This window comes from Marinilabilia salmonicolor, assembly GCF_003003035.1.
GTDB lineage: Bacteria > Bacteroidota > Bacteroidia > Bacteroidales > Marinilabiliaceae > Marinilabilia > Marinilabilia salmonicolor_A.
Genome location: NZ_PVTS01000025.1, coordinates 1 through 24,780 on the forward strand (window position 1 = coordinate 1; position 24,780 = coordinate 24,780).

The 24,780-nt window shown below is 43.4% G+C and carries 23 protein-coding genes; 14 read left to right on the plus strand and 9 right to left on the minus strand.

The genetic code is table 11. The annotated features are described in order from the left end of the window. On the plus strand, positions 1–214 hold a 214-nt coding region (locus BY457_RS19180; RefSeq protein WP_219885185.1), incomplete at its 5' end, for a hypothetical protein. A gap of 50 nt (positions 215–264) precedes the next feature. On the opposite strand, the gene BY457_RS17720 is transcribed toward BY457_RS19180, so the two are convergent. The 6 genes from BY457_RS17720 to BY457_RS17745 all read right to left on the minus strand — a co-directional run bounded on the left by BY457_RS17720 (position 265) and on the right by BY457_RS17745 (position 6,842). Further along, positions 265–852, minus strand: coding sequence for a sigma-70 family RNA polymerase sigma factor (locus BY457_RS17720; RefSeq protein ID WP_106154670.1), 588 nt, complete (start codon positions 850–852; stop codon positions 265–267). 141 nt (positions 853–993) lie between these two features. Next, positions 994–1,839, minus strand: coding sequence for a UDP-2,3-diacylglucosamine diphosphatase (locus tag BY457_RS17725; protein ID WP_106154671.1), 846 nt, complete (start codon positions 1,837–1,839; stop codon positions 994–996). A 72-nt stretch (positions 1,840–1,911) separates the two neighbouring features. Continuing rightward, positions 1,912–2,898 carry an NAD-dependent epimerase/dehydratase family protein gene (locus tag BY457_RS17730; protein WP_106154672.1) on the minus strand — a complete coding sequence of 329 codons (987 nt, stop codon included), beginning with the start codon at positions 2,896–2,898 and terminating at the stop codon, positions 1,912–1,914. Positions 2,899–2,979: 81 nt separating this feature from the next. Continuing rightward, on the minus strand, positions 2,980–5,529 hold the full coding sequence (locus tag BY457_RS17735) for a beta-mannosidase (protein WP_258176788.1): 2,550 nt from the start codon (positions 5,527–5,529) through the stop codon (positions 2,980–2,982). A 268-nt stretch (positions 5,530–5,797) separates the two neighbouring features. Beyond that, entirely contained in the window at positions 5,798–6,334 is a 537-nt protein-coding gene (locus BY457_RS17740) for a hypothetical protein (RefSeq protein WP_106154674.1), read from the minus strand. Next, on the minus strand, positions 6,321–6,842 hold the full coding sequence (locus BY457_RS17745) for an RNA polymerase sigma factor (protein WP_106154675.1): 522 nt from the start codon (positions 6,840–6,842) through the stop codon (positions 6,321–6,323). The genes BY457_RS17740 and BY457_RS17745 overlap by 14 nt, the downstream gene beginning before the upstream one ends. A 117-nt stretch (positions 6,843–6,959) precedes the next feature. Here BY457_RS17745 and BY457_RS17750 point away from each other — a divergent pair, with 117 nt between their 5' ends. Then, positions 6,960–7,214, plus strand: a complete 255-nt coding sequence (locus tag BY457_RS17750; protein ID WP_106154676.1) for a nitrilase-related carbon-nitrogen hydrolase — start codon at positions 6,960–6,962, stop codon at positions 7,212–7,214. Here the strand turns inward: BY457_RS17750 and BY457_RS17755 are convergent. The 3 genes from BY457_RS17755 to BY457_RS17770 form a co-directional block, all read right to left on the minus strand. Continuing rightward, complete coding sequence (locus BY457_RS17755; protein WP_106154677.1) at positions 7,203–8,447, minus strand: DEAD/DEAH box helicase; 1,245 nt, start codon at positions 8,445–8,447, stop codon at positions 7,203–7,205. The two genes, BY457_RS17750 and BY457_RS17755, sit on opposite strands and share 12 nt — an antisense overlap. Before the next feature lie 78 nt (positions 8,448–8,525). Then, positions 8,526–8,738: a YwbE family protein gene (locus BY457_RS17760; RefSeq protein ID WP_106154678.1), complete on the minus strand. Its 213-nt coding sequence runs from the start codon at positions 8,736–8,738 to the stop codon at positions 8,526–8,528. A gap of 269 nt (positions 8,739–9,007) precedes the next feature. Then, positions 9,008–9,490 (minus strand): YkgJ family cysteine cluster protein, encoded by a 483-nt coding sequence (locus BY457_RS17770; RefSeq protein ID WP_181256528.1) that lies wholly within the window; start codon positions 9,488–9,490, stop codon positions 9,008–9,010. 637 nt (positions 9,491–10,127) lie between these two features. On the opposite strand from BY457_RS17770, the gene BY457_RS17775 reads away from it, so the two are divergent. From BY457_RS17775 to BY457_RS17830, 12 genes are all read left to right on the plus strand, one after another. Beyond that, positions 10,128–10,499: an HYC_CC_PP family protein gene (locus BY457_RS17775; protein ID WP_106154680.1), complete on the plus strand. Its 372-nt coding sequence runs from the start codon at positions 10,128–10,130 to the stop codon at positions 10,497–10,499. A gap of 302 nt (positions 10,500–10,801) precedes the next feature. Beyond that, a complete protein-coding gene (locus BY457_RS17780; protein WP_106154681.1) occupies positions 10,802–14,614 on the plus strand; it encodes an efflux RND transporter permease subunit in 3,813 nt (1,270 codons plus the stop codon). Positions 14,615–14,870: 256 nt separating this feature from the next. Beyond that, positions 14,871–15,179, plus strand: coding sequence for a four helix bundle protein (locus tag BY457_RS19380; protein WP_374956702.1), 309 nt, complete (start codon positions 14,871–14,873; stop codon positions 15,177–15,179). 148 nt (positions 15,180–15,327) lie between these two features. Then, a complete protein-coding gene (locus BY457_RS17790) occupies positions 15,328–16,527 on the plus strand; it encodes a TolC family protein (RefSeq protein WP_258176789.1) in 1,200 nt (399 codons plus the stop codon). A gap of 121 nt (positions 16,528–16,648) precedes the next feature. Further along, on the plus strand, positions 16,649–18,496 hold the full coding sequence (locus BY457_RS17795) for an efflux RND transporter periplasmic adaptor subunit (protein ID WP_106154684.1): 1,848 nt from the start codon (positions 16,649–16,651) through the stop codon (positions 18,494–18,496). 137 nt (positions 18,497–18,633) lie between these two features. Further along, positions 18,634–18,975 (plus strand): P-II family nitrogen regulator, encoded by a 342-nt coding sequence (locus BY457_RS17800; protein ID WP_106154685.1) that lies wholly within the window; start codon positions 18,634–18,636, stop codon positions 18,973–18,975. A 108-nt stretch (positions 18,976–19,083) separates the two neighbouring features. Beyond that, complete coding sequence (locus BY457_RS17805) at positions 19,084–19,458, plus strand: heavy-metal-associated domain-containing protein (protein WP_106154686.1); 375 nt, start codon at positions 19,084–19,086, stop codon at positions 19,456–19,458. A 114-nt stretch (positions 19,459–19,572) separates the two neighbouring features. Continuing rightward, the gene (locus tag BY457_RS17810; protein ID WP_106154687.1) at positions 19,573–21,165 is read left to right on the plus strand and encodes a multicopper oxidase family protein; all 1,593 of its coding nucleotides are present in this window, start codon (positions 19,573–19,575) and stop codon (positions 21,163–21,165) included. 29 nt (positions 21,166–21,194) lie between these two features. Further along, entirely contained in the window at positions 21,195–21,422 is a 228-nt protein-coding gene (locus tag BY457_RS17815; protein ID WP_106154688.1) for an SHOCT domain-containing protein, read from the plus strand. Between the two features lie 154 nt (positions 21,423–21,576). Then, positions 21,577–23,679: a copper-translocating P-type ATPase gene (locus BY457_RS17820; protein ID WP_106154689.1), complete on the plus strand. Its 2,103-nt coding sequence runs from the start codon at positions 21,577–21,579 to the stop codon at positions 23,677–23,679. Between the two features lie 91 nt (positions 23,680–23,770). Continuing rightward, entirely contained in the window at positions 23,771–24,157 is a 387-nt protein-coding gene (locus tag BY457_RS17825; RefSeq protein WP_106154690.1) for a DUF302 domain-containing protein, read from the plus strand. 352 nt (positions 24,158–24,509) lie between these two features. Continuing rightward, positions 24,510–24,713 carry a hypothetical protein gene (locus BY457_RS17830; protein ID WP_106154691.1) on the plus strand — a complete coding sequence of 68 codons (204 nt, stop codon included), beginning with the start codon at positions 24,510–24,512 and terminating at the stop codon, positions 24,711–24,713. Positions 24,714–24,780: the final 67 nt, after the last annotated feature.

Here is a 24,780-nt window from a genome sequence, read left to right on the forward strand (position 1 = left end):
TCCAGTAGAACTTAGAAAATCCCAATTTCCCCGACTGGTGAAACCTCTGGTCGGGAAAAATCTTTACTTTTATACGTGGGAGGCCGATGGCTTACCACTTAATAGTAAACTGCTTGTAGGAGTAGCCAGCTTTAACAGATCGTTGTTATTCCAATCTCTTTCTAAACATGCTTCTTTCATACTAGATTCCTCATCTTTAGTTTTTACTCATTAATAAAGACGAAGAATCCTAAAAAGGACTCAAATCAATTGCAAACAACTCTTTTATTGGCCATTACACAAACAACATTCTTTGGGTTTTACCCCAATCACAGTACCATATTTATCGAATTCATAGTGACAACAAGTCATTAACTTATCTTGAATCATTTTGCGGGCTCTTTGTACACGCGATTTTGCACCTGATGGTGAAATCTTTAGCCTTTTTGCCAGCTCTACCTGCGACACCCCCTCATATTCAATCAATAGAAGAGCCTGGGCATATTTGTGTGGCAAGGTTTCAATAAGAGGTCTTAAACTCGATTTAATCTCATCGGCTAGATCTCTTTCGTTTTCATCTTTAAATTCATCCGGGTAATCGAAATTCGAACTCTCAACTATGTCGATTTTGTCTTCTTCTTCGAATTTTATTTTATGTTTCCGGTAATAATCTGTAATAGTGTTTCTGGTTAACTGAAAAATCCAGTTATTTATTTTTGATTCATCCCTGAGTGTGTTGATATTCATGTGAATTTTGATAAAAACTTCCTGAAATATCTCCTCTGTGATGTATTCATCCGACACATGTTTTAAAATGAATGATTTTATTTTACAGCAACATGCATTCCAAATAGATTCTGTAGTATGTTCCATTTCTATTTATTCATTATAAAATTCATACATTTTCAATGTCACAATATTTTTATGGCCTTGTTGTCAACTAATCTATCATCAGCCCCCAATCTCAAACCCTTCAATTCCCTGCTTCAAATCGGTACCTGTCAGACTTCTATCTCAACTTTTCAGAACCTCTTTAAAAGCGCGATTGAAAACATCTTCAATGGTTTCGGAGAGTATTTGTTCTTCCACTGTATCCTCAACAGAAGTCTCAATTGAAGCATCCCAATGCCTTAGGTGCCAGTCCTCGTTTTCATATTCAAGTGAAGTCATGTGGTCAACCCAATCGCCCGAATTAAGATAAGTAATGGCGCCGGCAGGAGATTTAATACGCTTTTTGGCGGGCCGGTGTATATGTCCGCAAATCACATAGTGGTAGCCTTTGCGAATACCCAGACGGGCCACCATGGCTTCAAACTTTGTTACCGGCTCCTTTTTCCCACCTTTGACCTTATCCTTTATTTTAGCAGCAAGTGAGATGGGATTACGTCCAAAGAAACGAAGCACTGAATTTACCATGCGATTGATACCGGCCAGAATTCCGTAACCGGCAGCTCCCATTTTTGCCAACCACTTGGAGTGATGCATCACCACATCAAACACGTCACCATGAAAGATCCAGGATGATTTCCCGTCAAGAGTTAAAACCACTTTATTATCAATACGAAGATGCCCAAAATCAACCCCGGTAAACCGGCGTCCGACCTCATCGTGGTTTCCGGGAATAAAAATAATCTTTGTCCCGGTTTCAGCCATCTTAAAAAGATAACGAATCACCCTCAGGTGAGAAGCAGGAAAGTAACGTTTTGAGAAACGCCAAAAGTCGATAATATCACCATTCAACACCAAAGTTTCCGGCTGAATAGTCTTCAGGTAAGTATAAAGTTGGTTGGCTTTGCTGCTGATCGTTCCCAGATGAGCATCGGAAACGACTACAGCTTTTAGTGATCTTTTTTCACTCATATATCTGGCTTATAGCAACAAATATATAAAACTTTTAAGCAGGGAAAGACCCGATGAAAGGAGTTAACAAATCTATAACGATTTATATGCACCAAGAATTCTGTCCACCAACTGCCCTTTAGCCGGATCCATCTGCATGCGTTCGGGTTCCTCCTCAAACCAACGGATGGTCCGTTTGATGCCCTCGCTGAATTTAATGGTTGCGGTAAAACCTGGCACAAAACGTTTGATCTTGGAGTTATCGAAAATCACACTCTGCGCTTTATCTCCCAACAGGCCACCATACGAATGTTCATCATACCGGGCAATGAAATCAGATGCAATATGAACCGCCTTAAGCGGAGCCCCTGCTGCTTCGGCTACCTGCTCAAAAATCTGGTTCCAGTTCATGATTTCATCAGATGTAATGTGAAAACTATGCCCGATGGCTTGACGATGTCCAAGCAGGCCATTGAATCCTTTGGCAAAATCCACGGAATGCGTAACCGTCCACAGGGAAGTACCATCACCATGAATAATCACCTCTTTGCCTTTACGAATACGATCGATAATTGTAAAATCGTTCCACCCACACAAGGGAACCGGAATAACTGTATCATAAGTATGGGAAGGCCTGACAATGGTTATGGGGAATCCCTCTTCCCGATATTTCCGCATCAGGAAGTCTTCACAGGCAATCTTATCGCGTGAATATTGCCAGTAGGGATTGTAAAGAGGTGTTGACTCGGTAATTAAAGGATGTCCGCCGGGTTTTTGATATGCAGATGCTGTACTGATAAAAATATATTGTTTGGTTTTGCCGTGAAACAACTCAAAATCCCGCTGCACATCTTCCTCTGTAAATGCAATCCAGTTGACCACCACATCCCACTCATAACCTTGAACGGCTTGTTTAACAGATGCCAGATCGGAATGGTCGGCCACCAGACTTTTGGCTCCGGGAATTTCAACTTTTCTGGTTCCGCGGTTCAATAGATATAGATCAAACCCCATCTCAAGAGCCAGATGGCTCGATGCTGTACTAATATTTCCGGTACCTCCGATGAAAAGAACTTTCATGACAGTAGATGTTAGTTTTTAGTCAGTATGGAAAAGAAAAAAGCGACGAATTCCAGCATTGGAAGTTCGTCGCTTTAGAAATTATTGAACCTTGTTTAGTGTCAGGATGCTGATATCCTTTTCAGGATCCAATGTTTCACTGGTTTCCAGTTCAACCACCACACTTTCGCCGGGGAGCAGATCAAAGAAGTTATCAGTAAAAAACCCATTGCCATCCGGGGTATCCAAAAATACATTTCCGGCCAGCACATCAGATGAAAGGGTCAGCTGATAACCTTTTTCGGTTTTTCTGGCTGAGAGCTCTACCTCAGCCTCCGGAAGTTTCAATTCTTTGGGACGATGGAGATAATAGAGATTATCTGCCACGACCTGACCTCCCGAAACAAACTCAATGACAAAAACCAATTCACGGCTGTCGGCTTCACCCACCATATCCTCGATATTTTCGTTGAACACCAAACCGGAAGAGTTGCCAGCAGCGGTGACATCAGCAATCTCATTATAGATTTCGTTTCCTGAAAAATCCATCACCCTGACACTCAACTCTCCATTAACCTCAGAAAGCAAATCATTTACCGCATATACTTTGAACCGTCCTTCCTCCTCAACCGGAGCAACAATAATGGCTTCATTGGCATCCCTCACAGCATAGTGGGCAGCTTTCCAGCGACCATAATAGTCAACGGTTGACCAGGAAATCGTAGGCCAGCTGTCATTTAGTTGCCAATAGAGAGATCCCATAGTGTGCGGCATATTGCGACGATGGGCCTCCAGGGCCATCTTATAGGCTTTGGCCTGCAATAGCTGACTCACATAAACAAAATCTCCAAAATCTCCGGGAATATTATAGTATTGATCCATGTACCAACGAATCATGTCATTTCCGTCAAAATCAGGGCGTACATAAGGCATTTTGCCACGCTGACGATGGCGCATTACTTCCGTATCCCAATCCCGGTCGCCTTCTTCAGTAAAAGATTCAATAGTGTGGATGGATGGAAAAGATTGCAAACCATACTCACTGACGAAACGCGGCAAATCTTCGCCATAAGCAGCAAAGGGCTTTTGCCCGAACCAGATGGTCCAGTCGTGCTCATCACCCGATTTCCGATCGGCTTTGGTACCGTCAAAAGCCAATGGAGAGGAAGGCCAATAAGTGGTTTTGGGGTCAAACTCAGAAACAGCATCAGGCAAAATCTCATTAAAGATGGTCTTGTAAGTATTCCAGACAAATTCCTTCACATCGGGATCGTACATCTCGCTCCATCCCCATTCGTGCCAGCCATGATAGTTCTCGTTGTTCCCGCACCAAAGGGCAAGAGATGGATGATTGCGCAGACGTTTCACATTGAACTCTGCCTCTTTCCTGATATTTTCCAGATGAGCCTCATCACCAGGCTGTAGCGCACAGGCAAACATAAAGTCCTGCCAAACCAAAATCCCGTTCCGGTCACAAAGGTCATAGAGATAATCTTCACCATAAATGGCACCACCCCAAATACGCACCATATTCATATTTGCCGCCACGGCATTGCCTATTAACCGGTCGTAACGAGCCTTATCAGCAACAGGCGTCAGTGTTTCGGGAGGAATAATATTGGCTCCTTTCATAAAAACCGGCACTCCGTTCAATTCAAAATAAAAGGAATGACCAACCTCATCGGGCTCCTGCACCAGTCTGAGAGTACGAACACCGTAATTCAGGTGGTGATAATCAAGCACTTGATTTTTGGAAGACAGAGCGAAGTTAAAATCGTACAGATAAGGCTCGCCCAAACCATTGGACCACCATAATTGAGGATTCTGAATTTCAAACTCAAACGACACATTGTTGGTTCCGGCATCAAGATTTACAGTTTTCTCTATAACCGTACTATTCTCATCTATCGAAAGAGAAAGATGGTATTCGCCTGCTTTTTCAGCCTCCAGCGTAACAGTTCCGGAAAGTTTGGCTACGTTATCACTAACCTCTTCCGTAACAACATAAACATCATCGATAATGGCTTTATTCCAGGCCACAAGTGTCACTGGTCGCCATATTCCGGAAGTCACCAGACGCGGTCCCCAGTCCCAGCCATAATGGAAAGGAGCTTTGCGTGTAAAGACGTTGGTTCTTTCCCCTTCTGGTGCCTGCTCATTGATCGCAGGAATGGTATAATCAAGCTGGTTGAGTTTCTCCATTCCCTTTGCTACCGGAGAATGAAAATATACTCGAAGATGATTGGTTCCTTCAACAAGGTATTTCTTCACATCCAGATCGTAACCAACAAACATATTGTCGGCTTCCAGAATTTTTTCATCGTTCAGGTAAACATCTGCATAAGTATCCAGACCTTCAAACTGAAGTTCGATCACATCAGAGGCCAGCAACAGATTCTTTTCCACCTCAAACGAAGTTCGGTAAACCCAGTCCTCATCTTCAATCCACTGAACATCGTTTTCGTTCATCCGGTAATGGGGATCTTCTATTTTGTCATTGGCCAGCAGATCCGAATGTATCGTACCGGGGACATTGGCTGGCATCCAACTGTTAGAACCGGCTTTGGAAAATTCCCATCCCTGATTGATTTCAATTTCGACCGGTGGATTTTCCACCCTGGACTGACAGGAAGTAAAACCCAATAGTCCCATAAAAAACAATGTTAGTGTTAAATAAATTTTGTTTGAACCCATCATAACCGCAGAATATATTTTATTAGAATATAGATATTTATCAGAAACGAATGGCATAATACCATTAGCGAATGATTGCCACCACCTTCTTTTTATTTAATAAAGGCTAAAATATCAACACTAAAATTCGTAAACAAATATGATAATTGCAAAACATTACACTATCCGGTACAATCCTATTCTGTGGTTTATGAGTATAATCGACAAATATGTCAAACGCCACGGGCTATTGTTCTTCAATTTCTTTTATCATTTTCAAGGCGGCATCACGAAGAGGCTTATAACGGTAACACCAATAAACCAGGCCTATGCCGATGGATATCAACATTAATCCCCAGAAAGTTATTTGAATCCAAAATAAATCAGTATGATCAACTGCTTTTAAGCTAAGCCCAACATTAATGCAAATGATTGCCATTAAAATCCAGATTGTTTTCAGTTGAAAAGGCTGGTATCTGTAGGCAGCCTTTTTCAACACAATAAGAGTAGGTAAAGAGTAATCCACATTTTTGTACTCTTTGTAATAATTCCTAAAGAATAAAGCAAAAATCACCATTGCCACAAGAAAAAAAACACCACTAATAGTATCATTAAAGGAACTTCCTTCCGTTGCATGACGAAGAATCATAATCAAATACACAGGGGCAAGCACCCAATAAACAATTTGCAACCCTTTACTTAAACGACTGTATCGTTCATCTTCCTGTTTCAGCTTATGAGTTAACTGATCTATTCCGGAAATTGGATTATTATTTCGAAACATAGTGATTTGGTTTTAGTTTGTTTTTTAACTGCATTTTGATGCGGTGAATTTTGGTCTTCACATTAGATTCGGTAATTCCTATCACCTCTGCAATCTCTTTCATCGACAGCTCCTCAAGCATTAGGGATATCAATGCTTTGTCCACTACCGATAACAAGTTCAATTCCCGTTGAAGAATCTCAAACTGATCTTCCTCCATCATTTTGTGAATAAGATCTGCATCATCAAGAACATTACTCAAATGAAGAGAGTCCGCCGAAACCAATAATTTCATATTCCGGTAAGCTTTTCCGGTGTATTGCAGGGAGGTATTCACAGCGATGCGGTATATCCAGGTACTTACCGCAGACTCACCACGAAAATTATCCAGACTCTTCCAGATGTTGACGAGCACTTCCTGGCACATATCCTGCTGATCGTGAACATTGGGGTTATAGTAGGCACAAATACGACGAATACGGTCGCTGTTTTCGGCAACTATTTTATTAAATAACTCTTCCTTTTTCAAAACTCATCAAATTGGTTTTCTTATTTAGTTCCTAAAATTGGGAAAAGTTACAAATGAAAGCGTGATTTTTTATTTATTTTTAGAATCGCAATAGATTGTATTATTCAATTCTTAGAAATGAAGAACTTAAAAATAGCGATAGTAAGTTTCGAAGCCATTGCCGGTAATCTTGAAGAAAACCTTCGAAGAACGGAAGAGATTGCAAGAAAAGCTACCAAAGAACATGCAGACATCATTTTCTTTCCCGAAACGGCGATTACGGGCTACTCGTCAAACAACAACATCAAACCGCAAGAAATAGAAATCCATTCAGCCACAATCAATAAACTATGCAAGATATCAAAAGCTAACCAGATGCATTTATTTCCCTGACTTCTTGTTTTTTCTTTTCTTTTTATCCTCCAGTTCATCAGCCTCGTCCATCAGCGCCTGCCAATCCGTGTCCTCTACCCCTGACATATTGAGTGTTTCCTGGTAGGCTCCTTTTTCTATATCAATCTGTGTAATTTTCCGGTTCAGGAAACTTTCGATGGCATCCAACCGCTCTTTTTCTTCAGGACTGCAAAACGCAATGGCCAGGCCTTTTTTCTGCCCCCGCCCGGTTCGGCCTACACGATGCACATAATTTTCAGTCTCTTCGGGGATATCATAATTGATGACAATATCCACATCAGGAATGTCAATGCCACGTGCACTTACATCGGTGGCTATAAGTATTTTATTGTTACCTGACGAGAACTGCTCCATTACCTGGTTTCGTTCTTTTTGATCCTTGTCACTATGAATGGTCTGGCTCTTCAAATTCACACGCTCCAGGGCTTTCATCACCCGCTCGGCACGTACCTTGGTCCGCACAAAAACCAATATTTTGCCATCAGGGTGTTCACGAACAATGCGTTCCAGGAAAAAACGCTTATCATCCATATCTATAAACGCCACCGAATGATCAATATTTTTGGATACCGGATCGTTGGGAGAAATCTGTATTCGAACAGCTTTATGAACCAGCGAGTAGGCCATATCTTTTACATATTTATTGATGGTAGCAGAGAAAAACAACACCTGTCTTCGACGAGGTAGTTTTCTGATCAACTGATTCATATCGTGCTTAAACCCCAGTTCAAGCATGTGATCTGCCTCATCAAGAATCAGGGTTTCAACAGCTTCAAGGGACAAGTGGCCCTGGCTCTCCAAATCAAACAACCGGCCCGGAGTAGCCACAACCACATCCACACCCTGCTTCAGTCTTTCAATCTGGGGATCCTGATCTGCCCCACCATAAATACCTGCTATTGCCAGTGAAAGACCGGAAGCCAGTTTTTCAAAAACACCGCTTACCTGAATGGCCAGTTCATGGGTGGGAACCATCACCACACAACGAACTGCTTTTTTGTCCTGCTTCCTGCTTCTGGTAACCAATCGCTGAATTACCGGCAGCGCAAATGCAACAGTTTTGCCGGTTCCGGTTTGTGCTACTGCCAGCACATCCTCACCCCGCATAATCGGAGGTATAGATTTATACTGAATATCTGTAGGCCGCTTAAAACCTAACTTCCGAAGGTTACTTTTTATATCTTCTGAAAAATTATATTTTTCGAACTTCATTCTTTATTAATTATTTGATATTGGTATTTGAACCCAAAAAGCATAAACGATTATGGGTCATAGCTATACCCCCAATGGTCAATGCTCCATGCCCCGTGCGCCTTTTATCTCCTTCACGCGTCCAACTTCTCCGGAGGATAACCGGACTTTTATACCATGAGGGTGAAATGCACTTTTTGTAAGAATTTGTTTGACGGTTCCGGATGTTATTTTTCCCGAACGCTGATCTTCCTTTTTTACAACACCCACTTCTAAACCTGGTTTAATATTCGCTCTGTGCTGTCCGTCCATCAATTTTTATCTTTTTTAGTAGAGTGCAAAGGTAGGGTAATTTATTTTGCACTAATTTTCATCCGTATAAAATTAATTTTTCAAGGTCGGATGGAACTCGCATGTAAGAACTTATACATATTCTTTTGAGGCAATCATTGCCATGCTCGTTTCATCAGTATAAAATTTGTTTAAGTTATTGGTCTGATGGAACTCACATGAATGGGGTTTATACATGTTCTTTTGTGGATTCCTTGCCATGCTCGTTTCATTATACTTTTCATGTAAATTTAAAAATATGAAATACCAAAACTCTTCAAAGACTGATCATTAAGGTCATCTATATCGGACAATAATTTCACAAACCTTGGCGTCACGGATAACTCAGACCGTTTTTTCTTTAACAAGTTTCTTAATTCAAGCACTTTAAAGTAAAACGATGGAGAAACTAATTGGAATGGCAATGTATCAAACTGTTTTTCAATGGCAATCTTCTTGTGTTTAAAAACACGTATTGCTTCCAGAGCCGAATCCAGATCCAATTCGTTTTTTTCAATAGATTTCAAAAGTCCACACTCAAATTTTCCACACTGCTTGGGTCTTTTGGAATATATTTTACACCCATCACAACCAAGATTAATACAGGGAAGCATAAAAAAGCCTGCCTCCTCAAACTTTTCTATTTCCATCAATAGGCTCAGGCTTGTCTGCTCATCCTTACCGAGTTCTACAAACCCAATCAGGCTACCATCGCAACACAAACCGCAAGACAAACAAATATTTTTTGATTCACTGATAATTTCCGATTTTTAAGTAGTTGAACAAAAAGAGTTTTCACATTAACAGGTCACGAATGTAACCAAAAAAATGGTCGTTCCTGCATACAATGAATATTGGTTAAATAGTGTTTGTCAATAAAGGCCAACTCCTGCGTTGTTGCTCAAAATCTAAATCCTCAAATACATTAATATTCTGAGGTTTAGATTTTTCACACGTCTTGAATTTGAACTTTCTATCTCAAACACGCGAAAAGCGCTTAGTTTCTGAACAGACACAGCTCCATCCAGAAACTTTCCCGACTTTATAGACGGGCACTAAATAGCCCGTTAAAGAAATATAAATGCAATGAACGCATAGTTGTTTTATGAGAAAGTGTCACCCCTGCCGGGGCTTTTCCTTTCATTGCAACACAATTGATACCATACTGCCGCCCCGCCGGGGCTGATCCATCATGAAATTGCTCCACCTCTCATTTCTCATAACTCATCTCTCCATGCCCCATGTCCCATATAAGTTTTCCCGAAAATTGTGTAAAACACATACCGTGGTCTGTTGTTATATTTGTATCTGTTTAAGACAGGATCTTTTACAAAGTCCGAACGAACACTTAAAAAAACATTTTACACGCGGATGCTCAGAAACGTCACAAATATCATAATGACCTGCCTGTTGTTGATTTCAACAACGGGTTTTGCTGTTTCTAAGCATTATTGTGGCAATGAGCTTATCTCGATAGCGCTAAAAACTGAAGCTGATCCATGCTGCGACGATGGAATGTGCTGTCATACCGAAACGCAGTTTCTTCAACTGGACAATGATTTTTTAGTCGTAGCCACGCAAACAAATCTGGAGCATATTTATGCTTCTGATCTTATTTTGACAGCATCCGAAGTTGAGATTTCATTACCCGAAACCAACTTCTTCACTTCATTTAATTATTCCGATCCACCGCCCCGCTGCCTGGGCACGCGACTGGCATTGCATCAGGTATTTCTGTTGTGATAATCTAAACACAGGGATGCCAAAGCACAGAACTCCAGCAGAATAAAAAAATTAACCATATCAGGCATATAAGTTCATTTCAGATTCGATTTCTGTTATGGTAAAAATAAGTCAATAAAAAATATTCTCAGTGTTTCTCTGCGTCCTCTGTGGTTAAAAAATATTGGGACCCATCACACCCATTTAGCTTCCAATCATTAGCAAACATAAGCCACAGAATGGCAACAGTTTGGTAAGCGCCATTAAAAATCAACAGACTAAACGGCGGATCAAATCCGCCGCACCTGCAAATTACATCACACATGCTAAACAGAATTATTAAATACTTCCTGGAAAACAAGCTGGTCACCATGTTGGTACTTATCAGTCTGGTTACCTGGGGCGTGGTTACTTCCCCCTTTGGATGGAAGATAGACCCCCTGCCATCCGATCCGGTGCCTGTAGATGCCATCCCCGATATTGGTGAAAACCAGCAAATTGTTTTTACCGAGTGGAAAGGGCGATCGCCTCAGGATATAGAGGACCAGATCACTTATCCACTCACCACTTATTTACTGGGAATCCCGGGTGTCAAGAGCATCCGAAGTTCCTCTATTTTCGGATTTTCCAGCATATACGTCATCTTTGAGGAAGACGTTGAATTCTATTGGTCACGCTCCCGAATTCTTGAGAAACTCAACTCCATACCGTCGGGACTGCTGCCGGAAAGTGCTCAACCTACACTGGGGCCCGATGCCACGGCACTGGGACAAGTTTACTGGTACACCCTTGAAGGCCGCGATAAAAATGGCAATCCCACCGGCGGCTGGGACTTACACGAAATCCGAACCATTCAGGATTACTATGTGAAATATAGTCTCAATTCAGCCAAAGGCGTATCAGAAGTGGCTTCCATCGGCGGCTTTGTCAAGGAGTACCAGATTGATGTCATTCCAGGTGCCCTGAAGGCCTACAACATACCATTGTCGAAAGTCATGATGGCAGTTAAAAAATCGAACCGCGATGTGGGGGCCAAAACGGTTGAAATCAACCAGGCGGAGTATCTGGTACGAGGCATTGGCTACATCAAAAACATCGAAGACATAGAGCAGGCGGTAGTGGCCGTAAAGGATAATGTCCCGGTACGGATAAGCGATGTGGCCAAAGTGTCGCTGGGGCCGGCTTCGCGGCGCGGAGCACTGGACAAAGACGGTGCAGAAGTGGTCGGTGGGGTTGTTGTGGCCCGTTATGGCGCCAATCCTTTGGAAGTCATCAACAATGTAAAAGACAAGATAAACGAAATTGGCCCCGGATTGCCGAGTAAGACTTTAGCAGACGGCACCGAAAGTCAGCTTACCATTGTGCCGTTCTACGACCGGTCTGGACTGATTTATGAGACTCTTGGAACACTGGAAACTGCACTCTCACTACAAATACTCATCACCATACTTGTCATTATTGTGATGATTTACAACCTGAGGGCTTCGGTAATGATATCAGCATTGCTGCCCATTGCCGTGCTGATGGTCTTCATTGCTATGCGTTACTTTGGGGTAACCGCCAACATCGTAGCCCTTTCGGGAATCGCCATTGCCATTGGTACGATGGTCGATTTGGGGATTATACTGTCCGAGAACGTGATCAAAAATATTGAAGAAGCCCCGCCCGAGCAAAAGCTAATCACCACTGTTTACAAGGGTGCGTCAGAAGTTTCTTCAGCCATCCTGACAGCAGTATCCACAACCATCGTAAGTTTCATCCCGGTATTCACCATGCAGGCTGCCGAAGGAAAATTATTTGGTCCTCTGGCCTTTACCAAAACTTTTGCACTGGTTGCTGCTTTATTGGTTTCATTGCTGATTCTTCCTACCCTGGCACATTGGTTTTTCGGATTCCGAATCAAAAACCGCAATGTTTCCAAATGGGGCAATGTGGCACTGGCAGTGATAGGATTAGTGGCACTATTTTTTGGAGCCAATTGGGGAGGAACTGTACTACTGCTTTTCGGGATAACCGGATGGGCGAGACTATATTACAATGTATCTTCCCGCGAAAATCAGAAATGGTACTACTACATTCTGAAACATTCAGCTCTGATCATTTCGGTTCTGGCAGCTATCTGGATTCTGTCCACTTACTGGTTACCACTGGGGCCGGGTAAAAGCATTGCTACCAACATTTTATTTGTGGCACTGTTGGTAGCCCTTGTTCTGGGATTCTTCATCCTTTTGGAAAGATTTTACAAACCAATTCTGCGATGGACACTGGAACACAAAGCCATATTCCTGTCCATCCCGGGCTTCCTGATAGTACTCGGACTGACCATCTGGATGGGCTTTAACACTATGTTTGGATTCATCGCCAAAGGTTTTGATAATCTGGGATGGAATGTTCGCACCACCGCAGTTTGGTCAGGACTCACCCACTCCTTCCCCGGCATTGGAGAAGAATTTATGCCATCGCTGGACGAGGGAAGTTTCCTTCTGATGCCCACATCCATGCCCCACTCGGGAATGGAATACAACCTGAAGGTATTGAAGCAGCTCGACATGCTGGTTACCAGCATTCCTGAGGTGGAACTGACCGTTGGGAAGCTCGGACGTGTAGAGTCGGCTCTGGATCCGGCACCGATTTCTATGTATGAAAATGTGATCAACTACAAACCGGAGTATGCACTGGATGAACGCGGCCATCGCACAAGATTCCGTACTGATGATGAGGGCAGGTTCATCACCACTGACGGCGACACCTTAAATAACACGGAGGCCCTGGAGCAAGGCATCACCAAAGCCGATTTAATTGCTGATGAAGACGGGCTGTTCTTCCGCAACTGGCGGGAAGAGATTCAGACTCCCGACGATATTTGGGACGAGATTGTGAAAGTCACCAAAATACCCGGTGTCACATCAGCGCCTAAGTTACAGCCCATCGAAACACGTCTGGTAATGTTGCAAACAGGTATGCGGGCCCCCATGGGGATAAAAGTTTACGGTCCCGATCTCAAAACCATTGAGGCATTTGGAATGAAACTGGAATCAATTCTTAAAGAGGTGCCCTCGGTAAAAGCCGAAGCAGCCTTTGCTGACCGGGTTATCGGAAAGCCATACATCCACCTGGACATCAACAGAAATGAGATTTCCAGATATGGTTTAAATGTGGAAGATGTTCAGCAAACCATTGAAACAGCGATTGGAGGAATGAAGATTTCCACCACCGTTGAAGGGCGTGAGCGATTCCCGGTACGAGTGCGTTACCCCAGAGAGCTGCGGGAAGATCCCGAATCATTGGGTAAGATCCTGATCTCCACCCCAACCGGAGCACAGGTTCCGCTAAGTCAGCTGTTAGATGTGGAATATGTTCGGGGGCCCCAGATGATCAAAAGTGAAGAAACCTTCCTCACCAGCTATGTCCTGTTCGACAAGCTGGAAGGTTTTGCCGAAGTGGAAGTGGTCAATGATGCCCAAAAAGCCATTCAGTCCAAAATCGACAGTGGCGAGCTGAAAGTTCCTGCCGGGGTTAGCTATAAATTCTCCGGTAATTATGAGAATCAGGTAAGAGCTGAAAAACGGCTCTCCATCATTGTTCCCGTGGTGCTGATCATCGTCTTTATCATTTTGTATTTCCAATTTAAGTCGGTGACCACCTCACTGATGATCTTTACCGGTATTGCCATGGCTTTCAGCGGCGGATTTATACTGCTCTGGTTTTACGGACAGGATTGGTTCATGAATTTCCCGGTCTTTGGTACCAATTTGCGAGAACTGTTTCAGATGCAGACCATCAATCTCAGTGTGGCCGTTTGGGTGGGCTTCATAGCCCTGTTCGGACTCGCCACCGACGATGGAGTTGTTATGGGAACTTACCTGGATCAGAGTTTCCGTCGCCATAAACCCGAAAGCATTGGTGCCATTCGTGGAGCCATTGTGGATGCAGGCCTGCGTCGTATTCGTCCGGCAGTGATGACCACAGCAACAACAATTATTGCGTTGCTTCCGGTACTCACATCCACCGGAAAAGGCTCCGATATCATGGTGCCAATGGCCATCCCGGCATTTGGAGGGATGATTGCGGCGGCAATAACGTATTTCATTGTGCCTGTGTTGTATAGTTTGAGGGAGGAAAGGAGGATTAGATGATAGATGCTGGAAGTTAGATATTAGAGATTAGAGATTAGACGCTGGAGGTTAGAGGCTGGAGGTTGGAAGTTAGAAGTTAGGATTTGGAGATTGGAAGTTGGAGACTGGAAGTTAGAAGTCGAAAGTTAGAATGAGTTCGATTATATTGGAATCAATTAATCATAATTTTCCACTAACCATCAAGACAATGATCAAATCTTACAAAGACCTCACAGTTTACAATCGATCTTTCAAAGCAGCAATGGATATTTATTGGATGACACGCAATTTTCCAAAGGAAGAGATTTATTCCCTAACATCACAAATTGTACGATCATCCAGGTCAATAAGCTCCAATATTTTAGAAGGATGGGCCAAAAGAACTTATGATCTGGTTTTTAAACAACACCTCATAAATTCATTAGGGTCCTGTTCTGAAACCGAAACATGGCTGAATTTTGCCCTTGAATGCCAATACATAAACAATGAAACATATAACCGATTCATCATTGAGCTTGACCAAATCGGAAAGATGCTAAACAAACTACACCAGAATTGGACTAACAATGAAAAAAGAAATACATAAAAACTCATCAAAGAGAAAGCAGATCAGAGGAATTAGGCATCAGTATAGAACGTTCACAAGATGGCCATCATCTAATTTCTATCCTCTAACATCTACCCTCTATCCTCTGTCATCTATGTTCAAATACACGTTAATAGTTTGCGTGTTAATGCTGCTGGGAACTTTTCAGGTTCGCGCCCAATCCCTGGAGACCTATTTCGCCACTGCTGCAGAGAACAATCCCGGCTTGCAGTCCAAATACAAGGCTTTTCAGGCGGCATTGCAGAGGGTTCCTCAGGTGAGTTCACTGCCCGATCCGACATTCTCATTCGGGTACTTCATCTCACCGGTAGAAACCCGGCTGGGGCCACAGAAAGCCAAATTCTCGCTTTCGCAGATGTTTCCATGGTTTGGGACACTCAAAGCAAGGGAAGATGCTGCAACCCTGGCCGCAGAAGCAAAATTTCAAGAGTTTGTGGATGCCCGCAACCAGCTTTATTACGAAGTGGCTGCTGCTTACTATCCGCTTTACAAACTCAGTGAGTGGAAGCAGATAGAGCGGGAGAACATCGAAATCCTGAATTCATACAAAGAGATTGCCACCCGCAACTTTGAGAATGGTAAAGGTGCCATGGTGGATGTCCTGAGAGTGGACATTATGCTTAAAGATGCTTCCACAAATCTGGAAATTCTCAACCAGGAGGAGAAACCTTTGCTCACCAAGTTCAACAAAATGCTGAACAGGTCTGCAGAGGAAAAGGTAACCATTGAAGTGGAGGAAAAGACAGACACAATGACGGTCCATTTAAACAAGGATTCCCTGATGGAACAGCATCCTGTATTGAAAAAGCTGGAACTGATGCGTCAATCAAGTGAAGCTGCAGAATCAGCTGCCCGAAAAAACGGATACCCCAATATGGGGCTCGGCCTTGACTATGTAGTGGTAGGCGAACCCACAGATATGCAAGTGGAAGACAGCGGCCGGGATGTGATCATGCCTATGCTATCGGTCTCTATCCCCATTTTCAGGAAGAAATACAATGCCGCGGTCAAAGAAGCACAGCTAACACAGGAGAGTCTGGCACTTCAAAAAGAGGAGTTTACCAACAACCTGGCATCCCGTTATGAGCAAGTATGGTTCGACATCAGCAGACAGGAACAGCTTATCAAGCTTTACAACGAGCAGATTAAAGAAACCCGCCGGGCTCTGAAACTTCTGACTACGGCCTATGCCAATTCGGGAAAAGATTTCGAAGAGATTTTGCGAATGCAGCAGGAGTTGTTGAAATATAAAAAGAAAAAAGTGGATGCCATAAGTAGATATAAGACCGCTGTGGCAAGGATGGAATATGTAATGGGGGCCCAATAAATCCCCCAAGGGGGACTTTCCTGTCCACAATTACTGGCAGGGGGCATCGCAAAACGATGAACAGCCGATAATAAAAAGTAAAGACGCAAAATATTGCGTCTCAACTACAAAACTAAACGCCATGAACAATAATAAACTAAAGACGCAAGATGTTGCGTCTCAACGAAGAAAAACAATAATAACAATAATTATAGCCCTGGTATCAGGGTTATTATTGGGCTGGCTGATCTTTGGAGAATCCGGGGGCGATTCCGGCTCCGCACAGACGCAAAATATTGCCTCTCAACACGATCACGCGAAAGAAGAAACCACCTGGACCTGCTCCATGCACCCACAAATCAAGCAACCTGATCCGGGTGATTGTCCCATCTGCGGAATGGAGCTGATCCCGTTGGAAGAAGATGATGGAGGAGCTGATCCGGGAGAAATAAGAATGTCACCTACAGCTATGCAACTGGCAAGCATTCAAACCCAAAAAGTTACAAAAGGAACTGCTCACAAAACAGTTCGACTTGACGGTAAAGTAGAGGCCGATGAGCGGAAGGTCTATTCCCAGTCATCTCATGTACCCGGTCGAATCGAAAAACTGACCATCAATTTTACAGGTCAGTATGTGAAGAAAGGATCTCCGGTAGCCTATGTATATTCACCAGAGCTGGTAACTGCCCAGGAGGAGCTCTTTGAAGCTCAGGCAATAAAAGATGCTCAGCCTTCCCTCTACAAGGCATCTTATGAGAAGTTGAAAAACTGGAAACTTACGGATGCACAAATTGAGACCATTCTTGATTCGGGAGAGCCTCAGGAACAATTTCCGGTTTTGGCAGATGTTTCCGGCTATGTTACCGATAAGCTTGTCAATATGGGTGATTATATAAAGCGAGGACAAACCATCTACAAAATAGCTGATCTATCATCAATATGGATTTTGTTCGACGTTTACGAAAGTGAAATTCCATGGATCGAGGAAGGCAATGAAGTAACGTTTACGGTCTCCTCCCTCCCGGGTAAAACATTCTCAGGCAATATTGATTACATCGACCCGGTAATCAACCCAACAACCAGAGTCGCCAAAGCTCGTGTAGAGGTCCAAAATTCAGATCTTAAGCTAAAACCGGAAATGTTTGTTTCTGGCGAAGTTGAGGCCGGCCTCAGCAATGAGGAAAAAAAGATCGTTGTTCCGCAATCAGCAGTCATGTGGACAGGAAAACGATCAGTGGTGTATGTCAAAAAGAGCTCAGAAGACAACGTAAGCTTTACAATGCGAGAAGTATTGTTGGGACCTGATTTGGGCAACAGCTACATTATAGAAGAGGGACTGGAAGCGGGAGAAGAAATTGCCGTCCATGGCACCTTCAGCATTGATGCTGCAGCTCAATTAAGCGGCAAACCCAGCATGATGAGTCCTGAAGGAGGAGAACCAGCTACCGGACATAATCATGGCTCCATGTCGTCTGAAGAAATGGAAGAGATGGAAGGTACAAATCAGAAACCTGAAGACCAGGAGATTCCCAGCTACGAGGCACCACAACAATTTAAAAAGCAACTGACAGCCTTTTTCGATCAGTACATCGAAATGAAAGATGCCCTGGTGGCCTCCGATGCAAAATTAGCAGCCAATGAAGCAAAAGAGTCCCTTCAGGCACTAAAGAACACCGATATGGCCCTACTCAAAGGTGATGCTCACATGTTCTGGATGAGAAATCTTGACAAAATGGAATCTGCATTGACAACCATCAGCGGATCAGAAGATCTTGAGGCGCAACGAAAAGCTTTTGTCAATTTCAACCCCATATTCTATAACAAAGTCAAAGCTTTCGGACTGGATGGCAAAACCGCTTATTTCCAGTTTTGCCCCATGGCTAATGACGACAAGGGAGCTTACTGGCTGAGTACCGAAGAAAGCATCCGCAACCCCTATTATGGAGATATGATGCTGGAATGCGGAGAAGTGAGAGAGACTTTAGAATAAGGTTGAGACATTGGCTGAGGTTGAGGCTAAGATTAAGATTGACCATTAGAATATAAGTGAAAAGGTTTCTTATCTAAGTCTTAATCTCAACCTTAACCTAAATCAACTCTTTTTCTAACCTGCAAAATTCTAAAAAAATGAAATTAATAAAAGCTTACATACGCCATCGCAAAATAGAGGAAGTCTATGAAGCTTTAAAGGCTGAAGGTTTTGGAGCCATGACACTCGTTGAATGCGAAGGCACCGGAAAATACACCGACAATGAAGAAAGGCACATCAGCGAGAAATATCCCTTTGCCGATGCCTGCAAAGTCACAAAGATTGAATTGTTAATTCCGAAAAGTGACGTAAAAAAGGTGGTAGGCATTATCCGGGAAAAAGGAAGAACCGGATATCAGGGTGATGGAATGGTTCTTGTATCACCTGTCGATGAAGCATATAAAATAAAAAACAATGATTCCGGTATGCAATCAATATAGTAGAGACGCACGATTGTGCGTCTGCCGTTGAGATGCACCGCCGTGCGTCTCAACCTATCCCAACCCACATTAATTAAATCAATTTTTAACCACAAAAACAAGAATGTTATGAGACGTAAAATGTCAAGTCTGTTATGCATGCTGCTGATTGGTACAGTAGCAGTATTTGCACAAAGCAAAACCGAGAAATTTGAAGTAAAAGGAAATTGCGGCATGTGCGAAACCCGCATTGAAAAAGCAGCGAAATCGGTTGAAGGGGTGACTGAGGTCAGTTGGGACAAAGAAACCATGATGACTAAAGTGGTCTTTGACGATTCTAAGACTTCACTGGATGCCATTCAAAAAGCGATTGCAAAAGCCGGTCATGACACCGGAAAGCACAGAGCTTCTGATGAAGTTTACAACAAACTTCCCGGATGCTGCAAGTATGATCGTTCCGAGTCGAAAGATGACAAGGAGGATCACCACGGGCATCAGCACTAAGAGCGTAGGTAATTCAGCATGGAGCAGAGTGCACCGGGCATTGCCCCATGCACCCCGCTCCATGCCATCAAACAATCTCGCCTCCCACTTGTTTCTCTCACAAAAGCACTGATTATGAAAAACTTCACTTCAATAAAACTCATTTTCCTGCTTTTGATTGCTACTGGTCTGAGTGCCTGTAATGCACAAGGAAAAAGAAATTCCCAAACCGGATCAGGTAATGCAAGCAGCGATTTTTCGCCTGATATTGAAATCGAGTTGACCGCTCAGCCGGTTGCTATGCAACTTCTGGACGGTCCAAAAACAAATGTTTTCCACTATGAAGCCAGGCTTCTCAAAGGGAGCGACAGCAATCTCTCAGAAATACAAGGGTCTTACCTTGGTCCGATCATCCGTGTAAAGCATGGACAAAAAATCAGGGTTATTTTTAAAAACAATCTTCCCCGCGAAAGCATTATTCACTGGCACGGATTGCATATCCCTCCGGAAATGGACGGACACCCGATGCATGCCGTGGATAACGGGGAACAATATGTATATGAATTCACGGTGGTCGATCGACCCGGAACTTATTGGTTCCATCCACATCCCGATAAAATAACTGGCCCACAGGTATATCGAGGACTGGCAGGACTTTTCATCATTGAAGATGAACGGAAAAGCTTACCATCAGGAGATCAAGATCAACCGTTGGTCATTCAGGACAGGTCTTTCAATTCCGACAATCAGCTGGTCTATGTTGAAGGGAGTCCCATGCAACGCATGCAGGGATTTCTGGGCAATCAGATTTTCATCAACGGGAAAAAGGAACTTACGCAGAATGTAAAAAAAGGAACTTACAGGCTCAGAATTCTCAATGGTTCCAATGCCCGCATCTACAAGCTGGCATGGAGTGATGGTTCAGATTTAAAGGTCATCGCCACCGATGGAGGGTTGCTCGAAAAGCCTCTTAACAAACCTTACCTAATACTTGCACCGGGAGAGCGGGTAGAGATTTGGAAGGACTTCTCAGCCACCAACTCAGGAGAAGAAATAACGCTCGAAAGCCTGGCTTTCAGTTCAGGAACCTCCATGGGCCGCATGGGAAGTGGCGGAATGATGGGCAACATGGGAGGTGGCATGATAGGAGGAAATGCCTCCTTCGAAAATGGAGAAGCCATGCACTTGTACACCTTCAATGTAACCGGGGAGGAAGGAAAATCTCTGGAAATCCCGCAAACCCTCTCTGAAATTGAGGAGATTGATCCTGTAAATGCCGTAAATTATGATACTCCAAAACAATTCCACTTTTATCATGAACGCATGAATTGGGTCATCAATGGCGAAACCTTCGATATGGAAGAAGTTGCTGACTGGGAAAAAGTAAAACTCAACACCACAGAAGTCTGGCAGTTCATAAATGGCGATGATGGAAGTGGAATGGGCATGATGCAGGACATGATGCAACTCCCCCACCCTGCCCACATACACGGGCTCCAATTTCAAATCATCGAACGTGACATTTCCGGAATGGATGCAGAGGTTTGGAACAGCGTAAAAGACGGCTTCATCAACCAGGGGTGGCAAGATACTTTTTTACTGATGCCCGGGATGAAGGTGAAAGTTGTTATGCGTTTCAGAGACTTTACCGGCAAATACATCTATCATTGCCACAACCTGGAGCACGAAGACATGGGCATGATGCGAAATTACGAGGTACTACCTTAGACAATATTCTAATTAAAAAAACAAAGACTATGATGCAAGGATTAGGACATGGCTGGGGAATGGGCTTTGGCTGGATTATAGGAATTATCATTTTACTGGTGATACTATGGCTGGCCTTTAGGACCTTTCGCCCCGGTGATACCAATCAAACTTCTCCCGCCCAAAAATCACCTTTTGACATCTTAAAGGAACGCTATGCCAAAGGTGAAATTGACAAAGAGGAGTTTGATCAACGTAAAAAAGATTTGGAGGAATAGGCAGAGGGTGTCAAAAAAATCACTGTGTTACAATTTCAGAGCGTGACATCACTGTTAAAGAGAGTCATCAATCCGTTCAGAATGAATCAAAGAATACGATATTCATGACCTTTGGGACACCCCCTTTTCTCAAAAACGCAAAAAAACAAATTTTATGGAACACAACCATAAACAACACAAAGATTCATCTCATAAAAATCATTCAACTCATAACCACGATGGTCAAAACCATCAGCCTGGTCATAAAAATCATAATGGCCATGGTGGCCACGGAGATCATGAAGGACATGGCGGTCACGACCACTCACAACACCACGCCATGATGATTAAAGATTTCCGGAAACGCTTCTGGATATCACTGGTCATTTCTATTCCCATATTGGTTTTATCTCCCATGATTCAGGGTCTTCTGGGATTTGAATTTTCCCTGACTCAGGGCGCAGACAAATATCTTTTGTTCGGACTCTCTACCATCGTTTTTTTCTATGGGGGCCGACCTTTCCTTACCGGATTGGTTGACGAGTTGAAAAAGAAGCAACCCGGTATGATGACCCTCATTGCCGTGGCCATCACCGTTGCCTGGGGATACAGCTCCGCAACTACCTTCGGGCTTGAGGGCAGCACATTTTTCTGGGAGCTGGCAACCCTGATCGATATTATGTTGCTGGGGCATTGGATTGAGATGAAATCGGTTATGGGCGCATCCCAGTCGCTTCAAAAGCTTGTAGCCCTCATGCCATCTGAGGCCCATCGTCTTAAAGATAAAAAAACCGAAGATGTGAAAGTGGATGAACTGAAAAAGGAGGACAAAGTTTTGGTTCGTCCGGGTGAAAAAATTCCTGTAGATGGTGTGATCACAGACGGTGAAAGCAGTGTGAATGAATCCATGGTCACAGGAGAATCCAAGCCGGTAAAGAAATCCAAAGATGACAAAGTGATTGGCGGTACCATAAATGGGAATGGTTCACTTACCCTTTCGGTAGAGCAGATTGGCGAAGAGGCTTACCTCAATAAAGTCATCAAAATGGTGAAGGAAGCCCAGAATAAAAAATCAAAGACCCAAAATCTTGCCGATCGTATTGCTGCCTGGCTTACCATCATTGCCCTGACCATTGGTTTTGGAACTCTGGCGACCTGGCTTATTGTAGGTGAAAGTTTTGTATTTGCACTGGAACGGATGGCCAGTGTTATGGTAATAACCTGCCCCCATGCCCTCGGTCTGGCAGTACCACTGGTAGTGGCCATTTCCACCTCATTATCGGCCAGTAAAGGATTACTCATACGCAACCGGACAGCATTTGAAAACTCACGCAAAATATCTGTTCTCGCATTTGACAAAACAGGAACACTGACCAAAGGAAACTTTGCTGTTAGCCGGTATGATTCCCTTTCTGATAAATATGAGAAAGATGATATTCTCAAACTTGCCGGAGCTTTAGAATCTAAATCGGAACACCCGCTGGCCACAGGTATCATGCAAAAGATAAAAGAGCTTGAGCTTGAAGTCCGGAAAGCTGAAGATTTCAATGCCATCAACGGGAAAGGCATTGAGGGCAAAGTTGAAAATCAAAATGTGAAAGTGGTCAGTCCCGGCTACCTTAAAGAAAACAAGATTGATATTCCGGAAAACCGGGAAGACAACCAACAGGAAACTGTGGTTTATGTTCTGGTAGATGACCAGGCAGCAGGAGTGATTGCCCTGGCTGATGAGATCAGACCCGAATCACACAAAGCCATTGAAACCCTAAAAAAGAATGGTATAAAGGTGATAATGATGACCGGGGACAATGAAAAAGTGGCCAAAGCCGTAAGTGACGAACTCAATCTGGATGACTATTATGCCGGCATTTTGCCCGATCAAAAGCTGGAAAAAGTAAAAGAATTACAAGACAAAGGTGAATTCGTAGCCATGACCGGCGACGGCATCAACGACGCTCCAGCACTGGCCACGGCCAATGTAGGCATTGCTGTAGGTTCGGGAACCGATGTGGCTGCCGAAACGGCAGATATCATCCTGGTAAACAGCAATCCACAAGACATTGCGTCACTCATCACCTTCGGTAAAGCCACTTATAGAAAGATGATCCAGAATTTCATCTGGGCAACCGGCTACAACGTAGTGGCCATTCCACTGGCAGCCGGTGTTTTATACAGTGCAGGAATATTGATTAGTCCTGCAGTAGGTGCTGTACTCATGAGTTTAAGCACAGTTGTTGTGGCTGTTAACGCACAATTGCTGAAGCGCAAGCTGAAGTAAAAGCATGGAGCCTGGCGGAACAGCTATATACACCATACTCTTTGCTCCATACCCTCTGCGCTAAATTGTATAACAAAAAAAACATAAGACTATGAACTATTACATTGAAAAAACCCTCAACACAGACTTTGACTCTGCAGTAGAAAAAACCAAAGCAGCCTTAAGCGAGCAGGGCTTTGGCGTACTATCTGAGATTGACATCCACGAAAAGCTGAAAGCAAAACTGGATGTGGACTTCAGAAAATATAAGATTCTTGGTGCCTGTAATCCACCCAATGCCTATAAAGCCTTACAACAGGAAAACAAAATAGGCACCATGCTACCCTGTAACGTTATTGTGCAGGATTTGGGTGATGGCAAAACGGAAATAGCAGCAGTTGACCCGGTAGCGTCTATGATAGCTGTTGAGAACGACAAGCTGACTCCCATTGCAGAAGAAATAAAATCTCTGCTTGAGAAAGCCATCCAAGCCCTTTAAAAGCCCAGCCATTTTCTGTTTTACACAAAATCCGCAAAGAATGATTGAAAAATCGCGGTGATCCCTGCGGATTCGATTAAGTAAATCATCTCATTTGGACTCATACTTCACCCAAATGAGTGATTTTCTAAATCGGGGTTAACCTATTTCCTACAACGGTTTTTAAAGAGAAATGTAAAACATTTGCGGAAATCTGAGGTTCAGAAAAATAGTTGACAACACCTCCGTTTTGCACGAACTTAGTGAATGCCCAGAGCTGGCGACAAATCATAGGGCCATCGGAATTGTTATTCCGTATTGTTTCCGGCTCCGGGTTTCATCAAACAACAGAAAAGAAAGGAGGTTATGGATAATGGTATCAATATCAGCAATTACAGGGCTTTCAGTTTTCTGGATTCTCTCAGCCTTATTACTGGTTCTGATCGTTTGGCTGATTGTTAAAATGGCCGGAGGAGAATCTGAATTCAATTCCGTAATCTCACGGATAAGAAAACGTTACAATGAGGGCGAAATTGAAGATGAAAACGTGGATGAACGTTTGCATCATCTGATTTAATTCCTACCCATGAAACTCTTTTTCGCCACTAAAACTCAAAACAACAAGGTTCAAAGTCAGCCTTTCC